Genomic DNA, 19,472 nt, shown 5'->3' with positions numbered 1-19,472 from the left:
CCTCCAGACGCGGCGGTCTGGGCCGCCGGTGTCGAACGTGGCGGGCAGGATGGCGCGGGCCGGTTAATGACGCGGCAATTTTTCAACCATCTCGCGAGTCACAAAAGTGAGAGCGCGCTTGGGTTGGCTCAGGGATGCGGTCGGCATCGGCCGCATCCCCGTCATGAGGGGCGCCGGCCACCGGCGTCAGCCGGCCAGCGCCTCCTTCGAGCGCTCGGCGCGCTTGCGGTCGTTCGGGTCGAGCACGGCCTTGCGCAGGCGGATCGACTTCGGCGTGACCTCCATGAGCTCGTCGTCCTGGATCCAGGCCAGGGACTTCTCCAGCGTCATCCGGATCGGCGGCGTCAGGCGCACGGCCTCGTCCTTCGAGGTGGTGCGGATGTTGGTGAGCTTCTTGCCCTTGAGCACGTTCACCTCGAGGTCGTTCTCGCGGTTGTGCTCGCCGACGATCATGCCCTGATAGACCTTGGCGCCGGGCTCGATCATCATCGGACCGCGGTCTTCCAGGTTCCACATGGCGTAGGCCACGGCCTCGCCCTTGTCGTTCGAGATCAGCACGCCGTTGCGGCGGCCGGAGATCTCGCCCTTGTAGGGCTCGTAGGCCTTGAACAGCCGGTTCATGATCGCCGTGCCGCGGGTGTCGGTCATCAGCTCGCCCTGGTAGCCGATGAGGCCGCGGGTGGGGGCGTGGAAGACCAGCCGCAGGCGGTTGCCGCCCGACGGCCGCATCTCGATCATCTCGGCCTTGCGCTCGGACATCTTCTGCACGACGACGCCCGAGTATTCCTCGTCGACGTCGATCACGACCTCCTCGACGGGTTCCAGGGTCTCGCCGTCCTCACCCTTCTCCAGGACCACGCGGGGACGCGACACGGCCACCTCGAAGCCCTCGCGGCGCATGGTCTCGATCAGGATCGAGAGCTGCAGCTCGCCGCGGCCGGACACGTAGAAACTGTCCTTGTCGGCCGCTTCCTCGATCTTGAGCGTGACGTTGCCCTCGGCCTCCTTGAACAGGCGGTCGCGGATCATCCGGCTCGTGACCTTGTCGCCCTCGGTGCCGGCGAGCGGCGAGTCGTTGACGATGAAGGACATCGTCACGGTCGGCGGATCGATCGGCTGGGCCTGGATCGGGGTGTCGACCTGGGGATCGCAGAAGGTGTCGGCCACGGTGCCCTTCACGAGGCCCGCGATCGAGACGATGTCGCCCGCCTCGCCCACATCGATCGGCGCGCGCTCGAGGCCCCGGAAGGCCAGGATCTTGGAGACGCGGCCGGTCTCGACCACCTTGCCGGTCCGGTCGAGCACCTTGATGGCCTGGTTCGGCTTCACCGAGCCCGAGATGATGCGCCCGGTGATGATGCGGCCGAGGAAGGGGTTGGCCTCCAGCAGGGTGCCGAGCATGCGGAACGGGCCGTCCTCGGTCCGGGCCTGCGGCACGTGCTGCAGCACGAGATTGAACAGCGGCGCGAGGCCCTCGGCCTGGTCGCCGTCCGGCGTCGTCGCCATCCAGCCGGCGCGGCCCGAGCCGTACAGGATCGGGAAGTCGAGCTGCTCGTCGGTGGCGTCCAGGGCGGCGAACAGGTCGAAGACCTCGTTGACCACCTCGTTGATGCGCGCGTCCGGGCGGTCGACCTTGTTGATCGCCACGATCGGGCGCAGGCCGATCTTCAGCGCCTTGCCGACCACGAACTTGGTCTGCGGCATCGGGCCCTCGGCGGCGTCGACCAGCACGATCACGCCGTCGACCATCGAGAGGATGCGCTCCACCTCGCCGCCGAAATCGGCGTGGCCGGGGGTATCGACGATGTTGACCCGGGTGTCCTGCCAGACGACCGAGGTCGCCTTGGCCAGGATGGTGATGCCGCGCTCCTTCTCGAGGTCGTTCGAGTCCATCGCCCGCTCCTCGACCCGCTGATTCTCGCGGAAGGTGCCGGACTGCTGGAGCAGCTTGTCGACGAGCGTCGTCTTGCCGTGGTCGACGTGGGCGATGATGGCGATGTTGCGCAGCTTCATGGTGTATCCGGAACGAGATGAGCCCGATCTTCGGCCGGCCGTGGGCGCGGCCAGCCGTGCCGGGAGACGGTCGGGCTCAAGCTATTGCATCGCAATATAAGGTGTGCTCCCGCCGGGCAAGGGCGCTTCGGCGACGCGCGGGGCGACCATACACCGAAACAAGGCCACCCGATGGCCGCGGGATCCCGGCCGGGACGCGTCGCCGGTCTCGCGACGCTGCCATTCCGGCACCGATGACGGTGCAGCGGAATCCTGCTTTTCGGACCGTCTCCGCAACGTTGCGTTGCATGGATTTGCAAGCGATACAGGGTGATGCGCGGCACCGGGGGGCATCATGTTCGCGTGGGTTCGAAACTTCGGAGGACTCGATAGTCTCTCGCCCCACGGGATTTGCCTGCTCTGGCAGCCAGAACTGATCTGGACGCACGCGGTATCCGACGCGATCATCGCCCTCTCCTATTTCTCGATCCCGGTGGCCCTCGGGTACTTCCTGCTCAAGCGCCGCGATGTCGCCCTGTCGGGTTTGTTCTGGGCCTTCGCCGTGTTCATCATGGCCTGCGGCACGACCCACCTATTCGCCATCTGGACGCTCTGGGTGCCCGATTACGGCATCGAGGCGCTGATCAAGGTCGTGACTGCGCTGGCCTCGGTCTTTACGGCGGCGGCACTCTGGCATCTGATGCCCGTCGCCCTCGCGATCCCCTCCCCGACGCAGCTGCGCGAGGCGAACGACGCTCTGCGCCTGCGAGTCGCAGAGCGCGACACGGCCCTCGAGGCGCTGAGCCGCGCCAATGCGGAACAGCTCCGGACCGAGGAACTCCTGCACCACGCGCGCAAGATGGAGGCGGTGGGCCAGCTTACCGGCGGTGTCGCCCACGACTTCAACAACATGCTGAGCATCATCGTCGGCAACCTGGAGCGCATCGAGCGGCGGCTTCCGGCCGACGACCCGATGCAGGTCTGGCTGCAGAACGCGATGACGGGGGCCGAGCGGGCAGCCGGAGTCACCCACAAGCTTCTCGCCTTCGCCCGCCGCCAGCCGCTCCAGCCGACCGTCTGCGCCGCCGGGCCGCTGATCGAAGAGGTCGTCGAACTCCTCCATGCCAGCCTCGGGGACCTCGTCGTCGTCACGGAGATCGCCCCCGACCTGCCGGATATCGCGGTGGATCGCGGACAGTTCGAGAACGCGCTCCTCAACCTCGCCTTCAACGCCCGCGACGCCATGCCCGAGCGGGGCCGGATCACGCTCTCGGCCGAGGCCGCCGACGCGCGGCGCGAGGTGGTCGTGTCGGTGCGCGACGAGGGGCACGGCATGGATCGCGAGACGGCGGCGCGGGCCTTCGAACCCTTCTTCACCACCAAGCCGGTCGGCCACGGCACGGGCCTCGGGCTGAGCCAGGTCTTCGGCTTCGTCCAGCAGACCGGGGGCCGCGCCGAGATCGAGAGCGAGCCCGGCCGCGGGACGACGATCCGCCTGATCTTCCCCGCGGCATCTCCCGCGGAGAGCGGGCTCGCGGCGCATGAGGAGAACGCCCTCATGCCCGCCTGACCCATCCCGGTCGCGCGCGGGATCGCCGAACCCGCCGCGGATCGTCGCCGGCTCGTCCCTCACCGTTGCCGCCCGCAGCCAGAACCGCTCCATGCGCAAACCGACCGTCCTGATCGTCGAGGATTCCGACCTGCTCCTGGAGCTGACGATCTCGGCCTTTCAGGATGCCGGGTACGAGACCGTCGCCGCCGCCAGCGGCCCCGAAGCCTTCGACGCCCTGGCCGGTCCGATGCCGATCGATCTCCTGCTCACGGATATCCGGCTTCCCGGCGAGATCGACGGCTGGGACATCGCCGAGCACGCGCGCGCGCGAAGCCCCGACCTGCCGGTGATCTACGTGACCGGCTACAGCGAGCAGGCGCCACGGCAGGTGGCCGGCAGCCTGCTCTTCCTGAAGCCCTGCCGCTCCATGCGCCTCCTCGATGCGGCACAATCCCTCGGCGTCGGGCGCGGCTGGACCGGGCTCGGCGAGTAGGCCTCGGGGCGATCAGCGCAGGGCGGCCGGCAGGATCGCGAGGGCGAGGGGCAGTGCCGACAGCGCCGCCGGCTGGAGCCAGGCCGGGCGGTAGCTCAGCAGGGCGGCCACCAGCAGGCCGGCGCCGGTCAGAGCCCCGACCCACTGCACCGGCCCGAAAGTCCAGCCCTCTAGCGCCACAGCCGCCGCGAGCGACAGGACGAGGAGCGACCAGCCGGCGGCGCGCAGCGGCAGGCGCCGCGCCCGCGGCACGGCGGTGGCGAAGGCGTCCCGGTGATGCCGGTCGAGGCTGAGCGCCAGGGCGCCGAAGCCGGAGAAGCAGAGGGCGAGGTTGAGGATCAGCACCGCGGCCGTCATGTCCGGACGGCCTCCTCCCGGGTGCTTGCGGGCCTGCGGCGCGGCGCCGGTCGGGTGGCGCGCCGGCCGGCCTTGCGGGCCGCGAAGCCGAAGCCCAGGGCGAGCGCCAGCATCGCGAGATCGAATCCGAGGAAACGGATCTCGCCTGTCGCGGCGCCGAGGCCGGTCGTCGCCGCATCGGCGAGTGGTACCGCGCCGAACGCGAGCGCGGCGAGCGCCAGCGCCTCCGGCCAGGCCCGGGCCGGACGCAGCGCGGCGAGCAGCGCGACGAGAGCCCAGGCCCCGAAGAACAGCCCGACCTCCCATTCGGCCCGCGCCGATAGATCGATCGGCAGCAGCCGGTTGCCCAGGAAGTAGAGGGCGACGCCCGCGGGCAGCCCGACGATGGTGCCGATATTGAGCACGCCGACGAGGCGCAGGCCGAACCCGGCCGGCTCGGACCCCTTGGGCGCGCGCGCCACCGTCCAGAGCACGAGGCCGGTCGCCACCGTCGCGGCGCCGAGGATGCCGCAGAGCAGGAACAGCAGGCGCAGGGCCGGCCCGGCGAAATGCGCCTCGTGCAGGCCGACGAGGCTCGTCGAGACGATGCCCGCCGCAGCGACCGGTCCGGTCGTGGAGAGACGCGCTCCGGTCTGGCCGTCGAAGGCGATCTGCGGGTGCTGGTGGGCGATGCCGTGCGGCTCGGCGAAGATCGCCACCACGCTCGCCCCCGCGTCACCCGGGTTGTAGACCGCGACATCCTCCGGGGCGGCCCCGCCGTGTTGCGTCGACGCGGCGACGATCGGGCCGAGGGGCGTCAGCCGGCCCGGCCGGCCCTGCGGCGCGGGCAGGTCCGGCATCAATCCCGCCTCGACGAAGAAGCGCGTCTCGTCCTGGCCGTAGGCGCTCTGCACGCCCCAGGGCATGTACATCGGCGCGAGCGACACGAGGCCCGAATAGGCGATCATCAGGTGGAAGGGCAGCGCCAGCACGCCCGCCACGTTGTGCGCGTCGAGCCAGCGCCTCTGCGGGGCGCCGTTCCGCCGGAAGGTGAAGAAATCCGCGATGATGCGCCGGTGGGTGACGATGCCGGTCACGAGCGCCACCAGCATCACCAGCGCGCAGGCGCCGACGATGTAGCGACCGAGCATCGGCGGCATGCTCAGCTCGAAATGGAAGCGGTAGAGGAAGTCGCCGCCGTGGGTCTCGCGCGCCTGCGTGCGGGCACCGGTGCGCGGATCGAGCAGCGCGCTGTGGAACGGCCCCGCCAGGCTCGGCCACCAATGCACCGCGATGACCGGCGCCTCGGGCTTCGGCAGCGTGATGTACCAGCCCGCGGCATCCGGCATCGTGCCTGCGAGGAAGGTCGCGCCGAGTTCGGCGGAGCGCGCGGGGTCGGTCGTGACGGCGGTGAGTTCGGGGCGCATCCAGCGCGAGATGTCCTCGCGGTAGTAGCTCGCCGTGCCGGTGACGAAGACGCAGAACAGCACCCAGCCGACCACGAGGCCCGACCACGCGTGCAGCCACGCCATCGATTGCCGGAATCCCTGCCTCATCGGCGACCCTCCCCGTTCGTTCGCAAGGCAATCGATGCGGTCTCTAGGCCGCGCCCGCGAAGGCCCCGGACAGCCACAGGCCGGTCGCGAGCGGCAGGGCGAGGCCTAGGACGAGGATCGTGGCGTGACTGAGCGTGCGTAGGGCGAAGACCCCGATGACCACTGCGACCATCACGGCGAAGCTGAGCAGCGTGCCGGTCGTCACCGCCTCGGCGCGGGTCATCGGCAGCACGCGAGCCAGGACGGCCGCCGTCAGCGCCGCGATCCCGTAGCCGCCACATCCGGCCAGAACCACCCGGCCCAGCACCGCCGCGCGGTAGCGCGGGCCCGTGCGGGCGGCGCTCACGCGGCCTCCGCCCGGCCGATACGGGTAGGCGGGCAGAGCGGTGGGTTCCGATCCCGAGGGGCGCTGGGCGAGGACATGGAGCGCGAGGTAGCAACGGCCCGGCGGGCCGCGCAACCGCTATGTTTCGGAATCATTCTATTGTACGTCCAAGGGCTTAGCGGCACTTCCGGCCGGGATGAAGCGGCGGTCGCGGACGTGGGGGAGCGGGCGCGACCCCATGGGTCCGCGCGGCATCCGGCGCGCCGCGCGCGCTCGGCCCCTCCGTCGTGCACCGGAGAGGCGCGGTGAACCGACCCGCGAGGATTGCCCTCACGCGCGCCCCGGCGCATGGACGGAGGCCGCGTTCCACCAGATCATCGACGCCCGTGACAGAGATCAGCGCCTCCCCGGCCCGGCCCCCGATCCGCTTCCGCGGCCGATCCTTCATGGCGACGGTGCTCGCCCCGGTGCCGCCGGTCGAGGATTGGCTCGCCGAGCTCGACGCGCTCGCGCGCCGCGCGCCGGCCTTCTTCTCCGGCCGTCCCGTGATCCTCGACCTGACGGGCCTGAGTCTCACGCGGGACGACCTCGACGCCCTGGTGGCCGACCTCACCCGGCGCGAGATCGCGATCTTCGGCGTCGAGGGCGCGCCGCCCGGCGTGCTCGGCCCCGGCCTGCCCCCGCCGCTCTCGGGCGGGCGTGCCGGGGGCGAGATCCCGGTGCCGGACGCCGAGGTGCCGGCCGCAGCCCCGAGCCCGGCGCCGTCAACGGCCCGCTCGCTGATCCTCGACGCGCCGGTGCGCTCGGGGCAGGCGATCCTGCATCTCGAGGGCGACGTCACCGTGATGGGCGCCGTGGCCTCGGGCGCCGAGGTGATCGCGGGCGGGTCGATCCACATCTACGGCGCCCTGCGCGGGCGCGCGGTGGCGGGCGTGTCCGGCAATCCGGGCGCGCGGATCTGGTGCCGCCGCTTCGAGCCGGAGCTGGTGGCGATCGACGGGCTCTACCGCGCGGCCGACGATCTCGACCCCGCCTTCCGGGGCGCCGCGGTCGAGGTGCGGCTGGTCGACGACGCGATCAAGCTGGCACTGCTGGATCGCGGCTGAGCAGGGCCGAACGGCGCCGGATCCGATGCGAAATACGCAGTTCGGGTCCTCGCAAGACTCCGGATCGACCCGCATCGACTGTGCGTCGACCGAGGATCCCAGGATCCGCCCATGAAATGCGCACAGGATCCGAAACCTTAACCCTTCGGTAACCATAACGGCCGTCAATGATCCGGTAAGGAATCGTTGAGCCGTGACCAGCCAGACACTTCCGGACGCTCCCTCTCCCCGCCCACCCGCCTTCCGCGGGCGCGCCTTCAAGGCGCTGGCGCTGACGCCCGAGATGCCGCTCGCCGACTGGTTTGCGGGGCTCGACGCGGCGCTCAAGCGGTCGCCGACCCTGTTCGACGGCCGCGCCGTGATCCTGGATCTCGCCGCGCTGAAACCGGAGCCGGAGGCGCTGCGCGCCCTCGTCGCCGACCTGACGCAACGCCGGATCCGCATCCTCGGTCTCGAGGGTGCCGACATCGCCGAGACCGGCCTGCCGCCGCTCCTGGCGAACGGCCGCCCGGTCAGGAACCTCGACCTCCCGGCGGTCCCCGCCGAGCCGGAAGAGCCCGTCACCACATCCCTCACCATCGAGGGGTCCGTCCGCTCCGGCCAGTCGATCGTCCATCCGACGGGCGACGTCACCGTGATGGGCTCGGTCTCCTCCGGGGCCGAGATCCTGGCCGGCGGCTCCATCCACATCTACGGCGCGCTGCGCGGACGGGCCATCGCCGGCGCCGCGCGCAACCCCCGCGCCCGAATCTGTTGCCGCAAGTTCGAGCCCGAGCTTCTCGGGATCGACCGCCTCGTCCGCACGGCCGAGGACATGGGAACCCACCTGCGCGGGCGTCCCGCGCAGATCTGGCTCGATGGTGGCGCTATCCGAATGGCAAGCTTGGATTGAGGAGGAACGAGAATGGCAAAGGTTCTCGTCGTGACATCGGGCAAGGGTGGCGTCGGTAAGACGACCACCACGGCGGCCCTCGGGGCCGCCATCGCGCAGGGCGGGCAGTCCGTCTGCGTCGTCGACTTCGACGTCGGCCTGCGCAACCTCGACCTCGTGATGGGCGCCGAGCGCCGGGTCGTCTACGACCTGATCAACGTGGTCAACGGCGACGCCAAGCTGCCGCAGGCGCTGATCAAGGACAAGCGCCTCGACACCCTGCACCTGCTCCCGGCCTCGCAGACCCGCGACAAGGATGCGCTCACCGACGAGGGCGTCACCCGCGTCATGGAGGAGCTCCGCGAGAAGTTCGACTGGGTGATCTGCGACAGCCCGGCCGGCATCGAGCGCGGCGCACAGCTGGCCATGCGCCATGCCGACCTCGCCGTGGTGGTGACGAATCCCGAGGTCTCCTCGGTGCGCGACTCCGACCGGATCATCGGCCTGCTCGACTCGAAGACCGTGAAGGCCGAGAAGGGCGAGTCGATCGACAAGCACCTCATCCTCACCCGCTACGACCCGGCGCGGGCCGATCGCGGCGACATGCTGAAGACCGAGGACGTGCTCGAGATCCTCTCGATCCCGCTGCTCGCGATCATCCCGGAGAGCCAGGAGGTGCTGCGCGCCTCGAACGTGGGCTGCCCGGTGACGCTCAACAACCCGCTCTGCGCGCCTGCCCGGGCCTACGCGGACGCGGCCCGGCGCCTGCGGGGCGAGACCGTTCCGATGACCACCCCGTCGGAGCGCAAGTCCTTCCTCGACAAGCTCTTCATGCGGAGGGCGGCATGAACCTGCGCGGCATCTTCAACAAGCGCAACTCCAGCACCGTCGCCCGCGAGCGGCTGCAACTGATCCTCGCGCATGAGCGCGCGGAGACCGGGCGCCCGGACCTCGTCATCACCCTCCGCGAGGAGATCCTCGCGGTGATCGCCAAGCACGTCACGGTCGAGCGCGACAAGGTGAAGATCACCCTCGACCGCGGCGAGGGTGTCTCGACCCTCGGCGTCGACATCGAGCTGCCCCTTATCTCCGGCGCGAAGTTCGCGGCGGAGGCGGAGAAGAAGGCCGCCTGAATGGCCCGGCAGGACACGGCCTAGAGCCCGCGGATCGGCGATCCGCGGGCGTCTTCGTATTCGGGCCCGGTCCCTGGGCCGGAGCCGCGCGAGCGCCCGGGGCTCAGCCCTCGCACGGGCGGGCCCGCCGCCGGCAGTTTTCGCACCCGCCCGGAGCCCTGATCCGCCTCGCCGCGGAGGTGGCCGGCGGGAGATGCGACCCGAGCATCGGAGCGGGCGGCGCGGACGGCCGATCGCCGTTGCGGAGGGCTTCCGGGATCGCGCCGTCGCGCCGCGGCATCTCGCGCTTTTCATGATCATCGGTCTTCCGGCGGCGACGGCCGAGCTTCGCGGCAAGATGTCGTGAGACGATTATCGGCCTAGATTGTCGGAGGGCAGGCGATGGCGTGTCGCGCGTCCGATCTCCGTCCGAGACGAGCGATGCCCGCCGAACCGCGGCGTCTGCGGGTCTCGGGCGCGTTCCTTCGCAGGGGCAAGCCTCTTGCTTGCCGGGACCGGCGATCGATGCGACCCAACACCGGCTCTACTGCGATGAGGCCGAATCATGGAAACGATTGGCCGGGACCTGCGCGAGATGCAGCGCGTGCCGCTCGCCCCCTCGCACGTCGCCGCGCTGCGGGTCGCGGGACTCGAACGGCACTACCCGGCCGGGACCTTCCTGGCACGGGCGGGCGAGCCGGCCGACCGCTTCGTCTATGTCGAGGCCGGCGAGATCGAGGTCGTGAACCCGTTCACGGACGAGCGCCACCTCCCCTCCACCCTCGGGCCGACGCAGTTCATGGGCGAGATCGCCTTCCTCAACGGCGGCAACTGGTCGATGCCCATGCGGGCCGTCATCGACACCACCGTCACCGAGGTGGCGCGGCCCGCGATGCTGCGCCTGATGTCCGAGATCCCCGAGATGTCGGACATCGTCATCACGGTCCTCGCGGCACGGCGGCGGCGGCAGCTCGACACGCGCGACGGCACGTTGGTGCTCATCGGCGAGGATGACGATCGGGCCGTCCGGCGGATCGCGGAGTTCGCGAGCCGCAACCGCTTCCCCTATCGGTCCTATGCCCTCAGCAGCCCGGAGGCGGCGGCCGTCGCGGTCAGCTGCGCGATCTCGGCCGACCGGCCGGCCGTCATCTTCGGCCGGGACGTCGTGGTGACGGACCCCACGCCCGACAAGGTCGCCCAACTGCTCGGCCTCAACTACAACCTCGTCGATGACGAGACCTTCGACGTGATCATCGTGGGCGGCGGGCCGGCCGGCGTGGCGGCGGGCGTCTATGCGGGGGCCGAAGGGCTGCGCGCGCTGGTGGTCGAGGACGTCGCGATCGGCGGACAGGCCGGCACGTCGAGTCGCATCGAGAACTACATGGGCTTCCCGACCGGGATCTCCGGCGCCGATCTTGTCTGGCGCGGCGAGGTGCAGGCGATGAAGTTCGGCACCCGGTTCGCGATGCCGCGGCGGGTGGTCAAGCTTGAGCGGCTCGCCGAGGGCGGGTTCTGCGCGACCTTCGACAACGACCGGCGCGTGCGCGGGCAGGCGGTCGTCGTCGCCACCGGCGTCCAGTACCGGCGCCTGCCGATCGAGCGCCTCGAGGCCTTCGAGGGAGCGGGCATCTACTACGCGGCGACGGAGATCGAGGCCCGCTACTGCAAGAACGCCGAGACCGTGATCATCGGCGGCGGCAATTCGGCCGGACAGGCGGCGATGTTCCTCAGCCGCTCCGCCGGCCATGTCCGCCTGCTGGTGCGCGGACGCTCGCTCGCGACCTCGATGTCGAGCTACCTGTCCAGCCGGCTCGAGGCGGACCCGGCGATCTCGATCGAGTACGGGGCCGAGATCAGCGCGCTCCACGGCGACGATCGCCTCGAGGCGGTGACGATCCGGGACGTCGACGACGGAACGACGCGCCGGATCGCGACCTGCGCGGTCTTCGTCATGGTGGGGGCCGCGCCCAATACCGGCTGGCTCTCGGGCCTCGTCGAGCTCGACCACAACGGCTTCGTGCTGACCGGGGACGCGATCGGCGCGACTTCGCCCTACGCCACGTCCCAGCCCGGCATCTTCGCGGTCGGCGACGTGCGCGCCGGCTCGGTCAAGCGCGTCGCCTCCGCGGTGGGCGAAGGATCGGTCGTGATCTCGAAGGTGTGGGACGCCGTCCACGTCTGACGGAGACTACCGAGCCGGCACCGCCCCGTTGCCACGCAGCCCGCGCTCGGCGCCCCGATCAGGCCGGGCGCAGGGTCAGTCGGAAGGCCGGGGCTTGCTCGGGCTGGGTCGTCACCACGGCGAGGGGCAGCACGGGCCCCGGATCGTCGAGGCTGATCCGGAACCGCGCGACGATGCGGGCCAGCGCCAGCACCGCCTCGGTCAGCGCGAACTGCGCACCGATGCACACGCGCGGGCCGACCCCGAAGGGCAGGTAGGCGTAGCGCGGCACCGGCTCGGCGCCCGGCAGGAAGCGCCCCGGGTCGAAGGCGTCCGGATCGCGCCAGAGCTGGCGGTGGCGGTGCAGGACCCAGGGCGGGATCATCACGATGTCGCCGGGCGCGACCGCGTGGCCGGCGATCGTATCGGCCGCGATGGCGCGCCGCACGATCAGGAACGCCGGCGGGTAGAGCCGCAGGGTCTCGTCGACGACGGCTCGGGTGAGCGGTAGGCGCCCGTCGCTGGCGCAGCCGGCCGGATCGGCGAGGTCGGCGCCGCGCGCTTCCGCTGCGAGCTGATCCTGGATGCCCGGGGCGATGGCCAGCAGGTAGAGGGCCCAGAACAGGGCCACCGCCGTGGTCTCGTGGCCGGCCAGGATCATCGTCGCGACCTGGTCGCGCAACTCCGCGTAGCTGAAGGCCGCACCGGTCTCCGGGTTGCGGACGCCCAGCAGCAGGTCGAGCAGGTCGCGCGCGTTTCGCGGCGCCGCCTCGGCCGCCCGGGCCTGGATGATGCGGTCGAGGAACGGCGTCCAGCGCCGCCGGAACAGGGCGCGGGGCAGGTCGAGGGGCGCCGGAAAGCGCAGCGGGATCAGGATGTCGAGCAGGTGCGGGCGCCCGAGCCGCTCGGAATACTGCGCGATGAAGCGGCGCAGCTCGGGCCCGTGGCGCTCCATGGCGACCGAGAACATGCTGCGGCCCGCAATCTCGAGGGCGAGCCGGTGCAGGAACGGGAACAGCTCGACCGGGCCGCGCGCCGCCTCCAGCTCCAGCTCCGCCATCCCGTCGGCGATCGCCGAGGCGAGATGCGGCGCGAGTCCGTCGATCGCCTTCGGGGTGAAGGCGGGGGCGAGCGCGCGGCGCTGGTGCCGCCAGGCCGAGCCCTCGCTGATCAGCAGCCCGTCGCCGAGGATGGGGCGCAGGATCCGCACCGAGCCCGCGGTGCGGGCATAGTTCGCCTGATTGTCGACGAGGACGCGCCGGATCGCCTCCGGATCGCTGACCGTGAAGCTGGTGCGGCCGAAGATCCGGCGCTGCGTCACCAGCTCCTCGTAGACCGGGCGGGGCCAGCCGAGCAGGGCGTTCGAGCGGATCGTGCCGATATAGGCAGCGAGCGTGGGCTGGCGCTCCGGTGGCTCCCGCCGTGGCGGCACCAGCCGCGGCGCGTCGAGGAGTGCCGTACGCGCGTCCATCGCCGTCTCCGGGATCGGCCCGGCCGTCATCGCCGGGACGGGCGCTTGATGCAGGAGGGCGGCGCGGGTGTAAACACGCACGGCGTCGGGGCAGACCCCGCCCGCGACGCGGAGGTGAGCGATGGTGTGGGCGGAAGCACACGGCCTGCCCTACGCGCCCGATCCGGCGGGCCTGCGGCTCGCCGTGCGGGTCACGCCGCGCGGCGGGGGCACGGCGATCGACGGCGTCCGCGCCGACGCGGACGGCCGCCCGCTCTTGGCCGTGCGCCTCGCCGCGGCTCCAGTCGACGGGGCCGCCAACGTTGCCCTGATCCATTTCCTCGCCGAGGTGCTCGGACTGCGCCGCTCGGATATCCGGATCCTGTCCGGGAGCACGGCCCGGGTGAAGATGCTCCGTCTCGCCGGGGATCCCGACGCGCTCGCAGGGCGGCTCGCGGACCTGATCGGGGCGGCTTCACGGTGAGCCGAACGCGTGCCCGCCGGCTCGGCTAGGGGCGACGGGCGGCCTCCGCCCAGTAACGCAGGCTCACCGGGTTCACGGGCGCGCCGGCTTCGGCGTTGCGCGCCGTTACGAAGGCGAGGAAGTCATCGGCTGGCGCCGCGCCCAGCAGATCCCGCACCGCCGACAGGATGCGGGTGATGCGCAGATGATTGTGGTCATGCGCGCAGAGCCAGAAATCGGTGTCCGCGTAGAAGCGGCGCATGCGGGCGAGCGCCGCCGCGAGGCCGTCGCGCGCCCGCGGGTCGGCCCGGATCGCCTCCGCCTCGGTGGCGGTCAGGACGGGAGCACCCGGAACGGCCCGGCTCGCCTCCGGCAGGGGAAAGCACCATTGGATGAAGTCGTGCATGCCCTCGATGCGGACGTCGTCGAAGGCGAGCACGTCGGCGAGGCGCCGCCCGGCGCCGTCCGGGCCCGCGCCCGCCAAAAATGCGTGGATGCGGCCGCTCACTCGGCTTCTCCTTTGAGCGGGCGGGCGAGGAGGCGCGCGACCACGTCCTCGACGCTCGCCGCCCCCGAGACGATGGCCGCGACCGACTCGGCGATCGGCATCTCGATGCCGCGGGCGTGGGCGAGGGCGACCAGGGCGGTGGCGGTGAAGGCGCCCTCGGCGAGCCTGCCGCCGGATGCGGCCTCCGGCGAGGCCCCCGCACCGAGGCGCTCGCCGAAGGCGAAGTTGCGCGATTGCGGCGAGGAGGCGGTCAGCACAAGGTCGCCGAGACCCGACAGGCCCATCAGGGTCTCGGGCCGGCCACCGAAGGCGCGGGCGAAGCGCATCAGCTCGGCGAAGGCGCGGGCGATTAGGGCGGCGCGCGCGCTTTCGCCCAGGCCCCGTCCCGCGACGATGCCGCAGGCGATGGCGAGCACGTTCTTGCCGGCGCCGCCGATCTCGACGCCGCGCACGTCGTCGGTGTGGTAGAGCCGCAGGCCCGGACTCGAGAGCCGCTGCGCGAGGCCCGCGGCCAGCGCCGCGTCCTGTGCAGCGAGCGTCACCGCCGTCGGCAGGTTGCGGGCGACATCCGCCGCGAAGCTCGGGCCGGACAGCACCGCCACGGGCGTGCCGGGTGCCAGAACCTCCGCCGCAACCTCGCTCATGAGCGCATCGGTGCCGCGCTCGATCCCCTTGGCACAGAGGACGACCGGTGCTCCCGCCGCGAGATGGGGCGCGAACTGCGTGAGCACGGCCCGCGCCGTCTGGGCCGGCGTGACGAGGAGGACGGCGTGCGCGGGCCGGATCGCCTCCGGGTCGGCCGTCGCGCGGATTCCCGGGTGCAGCGGCACGCCCGGGAGATAGCGGGCGTTCTCGCGGGTGGCCTCAATGCGGGCGGCGGCGGCCTCGTCCCGAAGCCAGAGCGTCACCGGGTGGCGCGCCGCGACCGCGTTGGCGAGCGCGGTGCCCCAGGCGCCGCCGCCGATCACCGCGACGGATTCGGCTTCGCTCATCCCTGCTCTCCCACGACGTCGTCCCCCGAGCGCTCCGTATCCAGACGATACAGCAGGTGCGGGGCGAGCGGATGCTCCGGCGGCAGGCCGGGATGGAGGAAGCGCCCGTCCGGCCGCATGCCCAGACGCTCCATGACCCGGCGCGAGGGGTCGTTGCCGAGCGCGGTGTAGGCGATCACCGCTGTGATCCCGCAGCGCTCGGCGAGATCGCGGATCGCGGCGCGCGCCGCCCGGGTGGCGATGCCGAGGCCCCAGGCCTCCCGCGCCAGCCGCCAGCCGATCTCGACCGATTCCCCCGGCCGTTCGCCGCCCGGAAACGGCATCGGCCGCATCAGCCGCAGCGCCCCGGTGAAGCCGACGAACCGGCCTGCCCGCTCCACCGCCCAGGGCCCGAACCCGTCCGCGTCGAAGCGCCGGTCGAGGGCGCGGGCCTCGCCCACGCTCTCGGTCCGGCTGCGCAGGGCGGGGAAATACGCCATCACGGCGGGATCGGCGTTGAGCGCGGAGAAGGGCGCGTCGTCACCGCGTTGCCAGCGCCGCAGGACGAGCTCCCCGGCTTGGATGCGCTCGGGTGCCGGGGTCGCCCGGCGCTTGCCGCGCCATTGCAGAGAACGCCGGTTCAGCAGCGCGAGATCGGCCCGCCCCGCGAGCACCGCCTCGCCGAGTTCCGTCGCCGCGGCGAGGCGGTCCGCAGGCATGTTGGCCCAGGCCGGCGGGCGCACGCTCTCGCGCCACGGCCCGCCGCAGGCATGGTCGAGCAGGATGCGGGCGAAGCAATGGTCGCGCTGCACCGGCCAGTCGGGCCTGTCGCGGGCGGCCTCCGGCAGGCGACGGTCGACCAGATCGCGCCAGCGCTCGCGCGGATCGGTGGGCGGGGCGATCGGCGCGACCCGAAGATCGAGAAGGTTGCCGCGCGGCAGGACGAGGCGGCCGGACGTCCTCAAGCCGCGGCGCCGGGCGTCTCGGACGGCGACCGTTCGGCCAGAGGCGGCTCGGCGAGGGGCCAGCGGGCACGGGCCGGCACCGTCAGGTCGTCGGTGAGCCCGAGGCGCAGACGCTCCAGGCCCGCCCAGGCGATCATCGCGCCGTTGTCCCCGCAGAGCGGTATCGGCGGCGCCACGAACCGGAGCCCGGCCTCCCCGGCGAGCGCGGCCAGCGCCCGGCGGATCGGACCGTTGGCCGAGACGCCTCCGGCGGCCACGAGCGCGGTCGGGTGACCGGCGACGGCGGAGAAGGCGCGCAACGCCACCCGGGTGCGATCGACCACCACGTCGGTGATCGCGGCCTGGAAGCCGGCGCAGAGATCGGCGACGTCGCGCTCGGCCAGCGGCGCGATCCGTTCGGCCTCGATGCGCAAAGCCGTCTTCAGGCCCGACAGCGAGAAATCCGCCGTGCGCCGGCCGAGCATCGGCCGCGGCAGGGCGAAGCGCTCCGGATCGCCGGCCTCCGCCGCGCGCTCCACCTCGGGGCCGCCCGGATAGCCGAGCCCGAGGAGCTTGGCCGCCTTGTCGAAAGCTTCGCCGATGGCGTCGTCGATCGTGCCCCCAAGGCGGACATATTGTCCGACGCCCTTCACGGCGACGAGCTGGGTGTGGCCGCCGGAGGCCAGGAGCAGCAGGTAGGGAAAGGCGAGGCCGTCCGTCAGCCGGGCGGTCAGGGCGTGCGCCTCGAGGTGGTTGACGGCTAGCAGCGGCTTGCGGGTCACCAGAGCCAGGGTCTTGGCGGTGACGAGCCCGATCAGGACGCCGCCGATCAGGCCGGGCCCCGCCGCCACCGCGATCCCGTCCAGCTCGCGCAAGCCGATCTGCGCCCGCTCGAGGGCGCGGGCGACCAGGCGGTCGAGCACCTCCACGTGGGCGCGTGCCGCGATCTCCGGCACCACGCCGCCATAGGCGGCGTGCTCGGCGATCTGGCTCAGCACCTCGTTGGCGCGGATGAGGCCGCTGCCGTCCTCGGCCGCGCCCACGATGGCGGCGGCGGTCTCGTCGCAGGTCGTCTCGATGCCGAGGATGTTCATGAGCGTGCGGGTCCGGGCGGGCGTCCCTTCTATCCGGGAGGCGCCCCGCACCGCAACGCGATCAGTCGACGGCGACCATCACATCGGAGGCCTTGACCACTGCGTAGGCGTCCCCGCCGGGCGCGAGCTTCAGGGCGTCCACGGCCTCGTTGGTGATCGCGGCGGTCACCACCTGCCCGGGCGCGATCTCGATCTTCACGTGGGCGGTGGTGGCGCCCTTGTCGACGGAGACGACCTTGCCCTTGAGGACGTTGCGCGCGCTGATCTTCATGGCGTCGGATCCCTATGCCCGCGGAGCTGCGGTCGCCGCGCTTCTACCAGGGGTTCGCGCGCGGAGCGGCTCACGCTTCGGGGAGCGCCGGGAAATCCTCGCCGGGGTCGGTCTCGGGAACCGGCTTGGCACCCCAGGATGCCAGCGCGTCGTTCAGGTCGTCGAGCACGAAATGCCGGGCGCTGTCGCGGTCGTATCCGTCCGCCAGCAGCGCGTCGTACTCGGTGAGGACATGCCGCGCGTAGCTCACCAGGGTGAGCCGTGCGGCGGTCTCCGGCGCGGCCTTGCGCAGGCCGGGACTGGCCAGGGCCCGGCTCAGGATCGCGTCGGCCTCGAAGCCCGGCAGGCGCGGAGCGAGCCGCCGCAGCGCGGCGGCCAGGGCTTCGCGACGGGTCGGCTGCGCGTCGGCGCCTGGGCGGTCGCCCCGATCTCCCTGGTGCAAATTCGCCTCCGGACCTTCCCCGCGCACCCGTCACGCTGTCATAATGCGTCCCTGCCCGCGCTGTAGGAAGCCGCGGAATCGCGGAACCCCGGGGAGATCCCAGCCGATGCGCTCGACGTTTATGCGCCACACCCTGATCGTCGTCGGGCTCGTCCTGGCCACCGGCCCGGCCCTCGCCCAGCCGGGGCCCGGAGCGCCCCGGACCCTCACGACCACCGGCCAGACCAAGCCGCCGGGCGGAAGCGGATCGCCGATGCGGTCGGTCAACGAGGCCGAGATGCAGAAGGCTCAGAAGGCGGCCGCGGCGCGCGACAAGGCCTGGGACACGAAGATGCGGACGACGATGGGCTCGATCTGCCGCGGCTGCTGAGCGGCCGGCCCGGCCTCAATCCTCGGCCGGCTCGGCCATGCCATTGATGCGCGCCTTGAGCACGTTCGAGGGCTTGAACACCATGACCTGCCGCGGCTCGATCGCGACCTCGACGCCGGTCTTGGGGTTGCGGCCGACGCGCTTGCCCTTGCTGCGCACGACGAAGGAGCCGAAGGACGAGAGCTTCACCGTCTCGCCCTCGGCGAGGCAGGTGCAGATCTCGGAAAGCACGGTCTCGACGAGGGCGGCGGATTCCGTCCGCGACAGGCCGACCTGCTGGTAGACGGCCTCGCTCAGGTCAGCGCGTGTGACCGTCTTGCTCGCCATGTTCCAACCCCTCGCTCGGCTTGTCGGGAAACTGTCCCTAGGACGTATCCCTATGATCCGGCACGCTAATCGGCGCCTGACGCAGGGTCAACCGCGGGCGGGTCGTTTTGAGGGCAGATTGTCGTTGACCGTGCCTACCACCGGATCAGGGCGGCACCCCAGCTGAAACCGCCGCCGATCGCCTCGATCATCACCAGGTCGTTCCGCTTGATCCGGCCGTCCTTGCGGGCGACGTCGAGGGCCAGGGGGATCGAGGCGGCGGAGGTGTTGCCGTGACGGTCCACGGTCAGCACGATCTTGTCCCGGGCGATGCCGATCTTGTCGGCCGACGCCTCGATGATCCGGCGGTTCGCCTGATGAGGCACGAACCAGTCGAGGTCCTGCGCCGTGGCGCCCGCGCGCTCGAGGGCATCCACGATCACGTCCGTGACGGAGCCGACGGCGAAGCGGAAGACCTCGCGGCCCTCCATGCGCAGGTGACCGGTGGTCCCGGTGGAGCCCGGTCCGCCGTCGACGTAGAGCTTCTCCCGGTGGCGCCCGTCGGAGCGCAGGCTCGCCGAGAGCACACCGCGGCCGCCGGCCTCGGCCTCTTCCTGCGCTTCGAGCACGATCGCGCCCGCGCCGTCGCCGAACAGCACGCAGGTGGTGCGGTCCTCCCAGTCCACGATGCGCGAGAAGGTTTCGGCGCCGACGACAAGAGCCCGCCGCGCCGCGCCGGTCGACAGGAACTTGTCGGCGGTGGAGACCGCGAAGACGAAGCCGGCGCAGACCGCCTGCAGGTCGAAGGCCGCCCCCTGCCGGATCTCGAGGCCGGCCTGGATCTGGGTGGCGGTCGACGGGAAGGTGTGATCCGGGGTCGAGGTGGCGCAGATCACGAGGTCGATATCCGCCCCCGTGAGGCCGGCGTCGTCGAGGGCCGCGCGCGCGGCGCGCGTGCCGAGCACCGAGGTGGTCTCGCTCGCATCCGCGAGGTAGCGCTGGGTGATGCCGGTGCGCTGAACGATCCAGGCGTCGGAGGTATCGACCCGCTCGGCAAGCTCCGCGTTCGTGACCACCCGGGCGGGCAGGCAGGAGCCGGTGCCGACGACGACGGAACGCAGGCTGGTCATCGCTTTCCTTCCCGGAATC

At 71.8% G+C, this 19,472-nt stretch carries 22 protein-coding genes; 9 read left to right on the top strand and 13 right to left on the bottom strand.

Annotated elements, in window-relative coordinates:
• Positions 1–186: 186 nt before the first annotated feature.
• On the bottom strand, positions 187–2,013 hold the full coding sequence (gene typA, locus ACS5RC_RS12515; protein WP_478344186.1) for a translational GTPase TypA: 1,827 nt from the start codon (positions 2,011–2,013) through the stop codon (positions 187–189).
• Positions 2,014–2,347: 334 nt separating this feature from the next.
• Here typA and ACS5RC_RS12510 point away from each other — a divergent pair, with 334 nt between their 5' ends.
• Together ACS5RC_RS12510 and ACS5RC_RS12505 are read left to right on the top strand one after the other, a co-directional pair.
• Entirely contained in the window at positions 2,348–3,562 is a 1,215-nt protein-coding gene (locus ACS5RC_RS12510; protein ID WP_478344185.1) for a sensor histidine kinase, read from the top strand.
• A 91-nt stretch (positions 3,563–3,653) separates the two neighbouring features.
• Positions 3,654–4,037, top strand: coding sequence for a response regulator (locus tag ACS5RC_RS12505; protein ID WP_478344184.1), 384 nt, complete (start codon positions 3,654–3,656; stop codon positions 4,035–4,037).
• A gap of 12 nt (positions 4,038–4,049) precedes the next feature.
• Here the strand turns inward: ACS5RC_RS12505 and ACS5RC_RS12500 are convergent, their stop codons facing one another.
• Genes ACS5RC_RS12500 through ACS5RC_RS12490 form a run of 3 tightly spaced genes read right to left on the bottom strand, consistent with a single transcriptional unit; the run spans position 4,050 to position 6,275 of the window.
• Positions 4,050–4,394, bottom strand: a complete 345-nt coding sequence (locus ACS5RC_RS12500; protein ID WP_478344183.1) for a DUF3325 domain-containing protein — start codon at positions 4,392–4,394, stop codon at positions 4,050–4,052.
• Positions 4,391–5,929, bottom strand: a complete 1,539-nt coding sequence (locus ACS5RC_RS12495; RefSeq protein WP_478344182.1) for a PepSY-associated TM helix domain-containing protein — start codon at positions 5,927–5,929, stop codon at positions 4,391–4,393. The genes ACS5RC_RS12500 and ACS5RC_RS12495 overlap by 4 nt, the downstream gene beginning before the upstream one ends.
• A gap of 43 nt (positions 5,930–5,972) precedes the next feature.
• Entirely contained in the window at positions 5,973–6,275 is a 303-nt protein-coding gene (locus tag ACS5RC_RS12490; RefSeq protein WP_478344181.1) for an iron transporter, read from the bottom strand.
• A 365-nt stretch (positions 6,276–6,640) separates the two neighbouring features.
• On the opposite strand from ACS5RC_RS12490, the gene minC (ACS5RC_RS12485) reads away from it, so the two are divergent.
• From minC (ACS5RC_RS12485) to ACS5RC_RS12465, 5 genes are all read left to right on the top strand, one after another.
• Complete coding sequence (minC, locus tag ACS5RC_RS12485) at positions 6,641–7,360, top strand: septum site-determining protein MinC (RefSeq protein ID WP_478344180.1); 720 nt, start codon at positions 6,641–6,643, stop codon at positions 7,358–7,360.
• A 283-nt stretch (positions 7,361–7,643) separates the two neighbouring features.
• The gene (gene minC, locus ACS5RC_RS12480) at positions 7,644–8,252 is read left to right on the top strand and encodes a septum site-determining protein MinC (RefSeq protein ID WP_478344357.1); all 609 of its coding nucleotides are present in this window, start codon (positions 7,644–7,646) and stop codon (positions 8,250–8,252) included.
• Positions 8,253–8,264: 12 nt separating this feature from the next.
• The gene (gene minD / locus ACS5RC_RS12475; RefSeq protein WP_478344179.1) at positions 8,265–9,080 is read left to right on the top strand and encodes a septum site-determining protein MinD; all 816 of its coding nucleotides are present in this window, start codon (positions 8,265–8,267) and stop codon (positions 9,078–9,080) included.
• Positions 9,077–9,364, top strand: coding sequence for a cell division topological specificity factor MinE (gene minE / locus ACS5RC_RS12470; RefSeq protein WP_478344178.1), 288 nt, complete (start codon positions 9,077–9,079; stop codon positions 9,362–9,364). The genes minD and minE overlap by 4 nt, the downstream gene beginning before the upstream one ends.
• A gap of 544 nt (positions 9,365–9,908) precedes the next feature.
• A complete protein-coding gene (locus ACS5RC_RS12465) occupies positions 9,909–11,525 on the top strand; it encodes an FAD-dependent oxidoreductase (protein ID WP_478344177.1) in 1,617 nt (538 codons plus the stop codon).
• A 58-nt stretch (positions 11,526–11,583) separates the two neighbouring features.
• Here the strand turns inward: ACS5RC_RS12465 and ACS5RC_RS12460 are convergent, their stop codons facing one another.
• Complete coding sequence (locus ACS5RC_RS12460; RefSeq protein ID WP_478344176.1) at positions 11,584–12,975, bottom strand: cytochrome P450; 1,392 nt, start codon at positions 12,973–12,975, stop codon at positions 11,584–11,586.
• Positions 12,976–13,096: 121 nt separating this feature from the next.
• Between ACS5RC_RS12460 and ACS5RC_RS12455 the strand changes: the two genes are divergently transcribed.
• Positions 13,097–13,438, top strand: coding sequence for a DUF167 family protein (locus ACS5RC_RS12455; protein ID WP_478344175.1), 342 nt, complete (start codon positions 13,097–13,099; stop codon positions 13,436–13,438).
• Between the two features lie 25 nt (positions 13,439–13,463).
• On the opposite strand, the gene ACS5RC_RS12450 is transcribed toward ACS5RC_RS12455, so the two are convergent.
• From ACS5RC_RS12450 to ACS5RC_RS12425, 6 genes are all read right to left on the bottom strand, one after another.
• The gene (locus ACS5RC_RS12450) at positions 13,464–13,925 is read right to left on the bottom strand and encodes an opioid growth factor receptor-related protein (protein WP_478344174.1); all 462 of its coding nucleotides are present in this window, start codon (positions 13,923–13,925) and stop codon (positions 13,464–13,466) included.
• A complete protein-coding gene (locus ACS5RC_RS12445) occupies positions 13,922–14,917 on the bottom strand; it encodes an NAD(P)H-dependent glycerol-3-phosphate dehydrogenase (RefSeq protein ID WP_478344173.1) in 996 nt (331 codons plus the stop codon). Before ACS5RC_RS12445 ends, ACS5RC_RS12450 begins: the two co-directional genes overlap by 4 nt.
• Positions 14,914–15,798: a GNAT family N-acetyltransferase gene (locus tag ACS5RC_RS12440; protein WP_478344356.1), complete on the bottom strand. Its 885-nt coding sequence runs from the start codon at positions 15,796–15,798 to the stop codon at positions 14,914–14,916. Before ACS5RC_RS12440 ends, ACS5RC_RS12445 begins: the two co-directional genes overlap by 4 nt.
• Before the next feature lie 59 nt (positions 15,799–15,857).
• On the bottom strand, positions 15,858–16,934 hold the full coding sequence (gene tsaD, locus ACS5RC_RS12435) for a tRNA (adenosine(37)-N6)-threonylcarbamoyltransferase complex transferase subunit TsaD (RefSeq protein ID WP_478344172.1): 1,077 nt from the start codon (positions 16,932–16,934) through the stop codon (positions 15,858–15,860).
• 61 nt (positions 16,935–16,995) lie between these two features.
• Positions 16,996–17,205 (bottom strand): TOBE domain-containing protein, encoded by a 210-nt coding sequence (locus ACS5RC_RS12430; RefSeq protein WP_478344171.1) that lies wholly within the window; start codon positions 17,203–17,205, stop codon positions 16,996–16,998.
• 70 nt (positions 17,206–17,275) lie between these two features.
• A complete protein-coding gene (locus ACS5RC_RS12425; protein WP_478344170.1) occupies positions 17,276–17,647 on the bottom strand; it encodes a DUF2293 domain-containing protein in 372 nt (123 codons plus the stop codon).
• Positions 17,648–17,753: 106 nt separating this feature from the next.
• Between ACS5RC_RS12425 and ACS5RC_RS12420 the strand changes: the two genes are divergently transcribed.
• Complete coding sequence (locus ACS5RC_RS12420; RefSeq protein ID WP_478344169.1) at positions 17,754–18,017, top strand: hypothetical protein; 264 nt, start codon at positions 17,754–17,756, stop codon at positions 18,015–18,017.
• A gap of 15 nt (positions 18,018–18,032) precedes the next feature.
• On the opposite strand, the gene ACS5RC_RS12415 is transcribed toward ACS5RC_RS12420, so the two are convergent.
• Positions 18,033–18,344, bottom strand: a complete 312-nt coding sequence (locus ACS5RC_RS12415) for an integration host factor subunit alpha (RefSeq protein WP_478344168.1) — start codon at positions 18,342–18,344, stop codon at positions 18,033–18,035.
• A gap of 134 nt (positions 18,345–18,478) precedes the next feature.
• A complete protein-coding gene (locus ACS5RC_RS12410; protein WP_478344167.1) occupies positions 18,479–19,453 on the bottom strand; it encodes a beta-ketoacyl-ACP synthase III in 975 nt (324 codons plus the stop codon).
• Positions 19,454–19,472: the final 19 nt, after the last annotated feature.

Source organism: Methylobacterium sp. HJ2 (assembly GCF_056431005.1).
The sequence above is the reverse complement of the archived record's forward strand: the minus strand, read 5'-3'. Positions and strand labels throughout refer to the sequence as shown.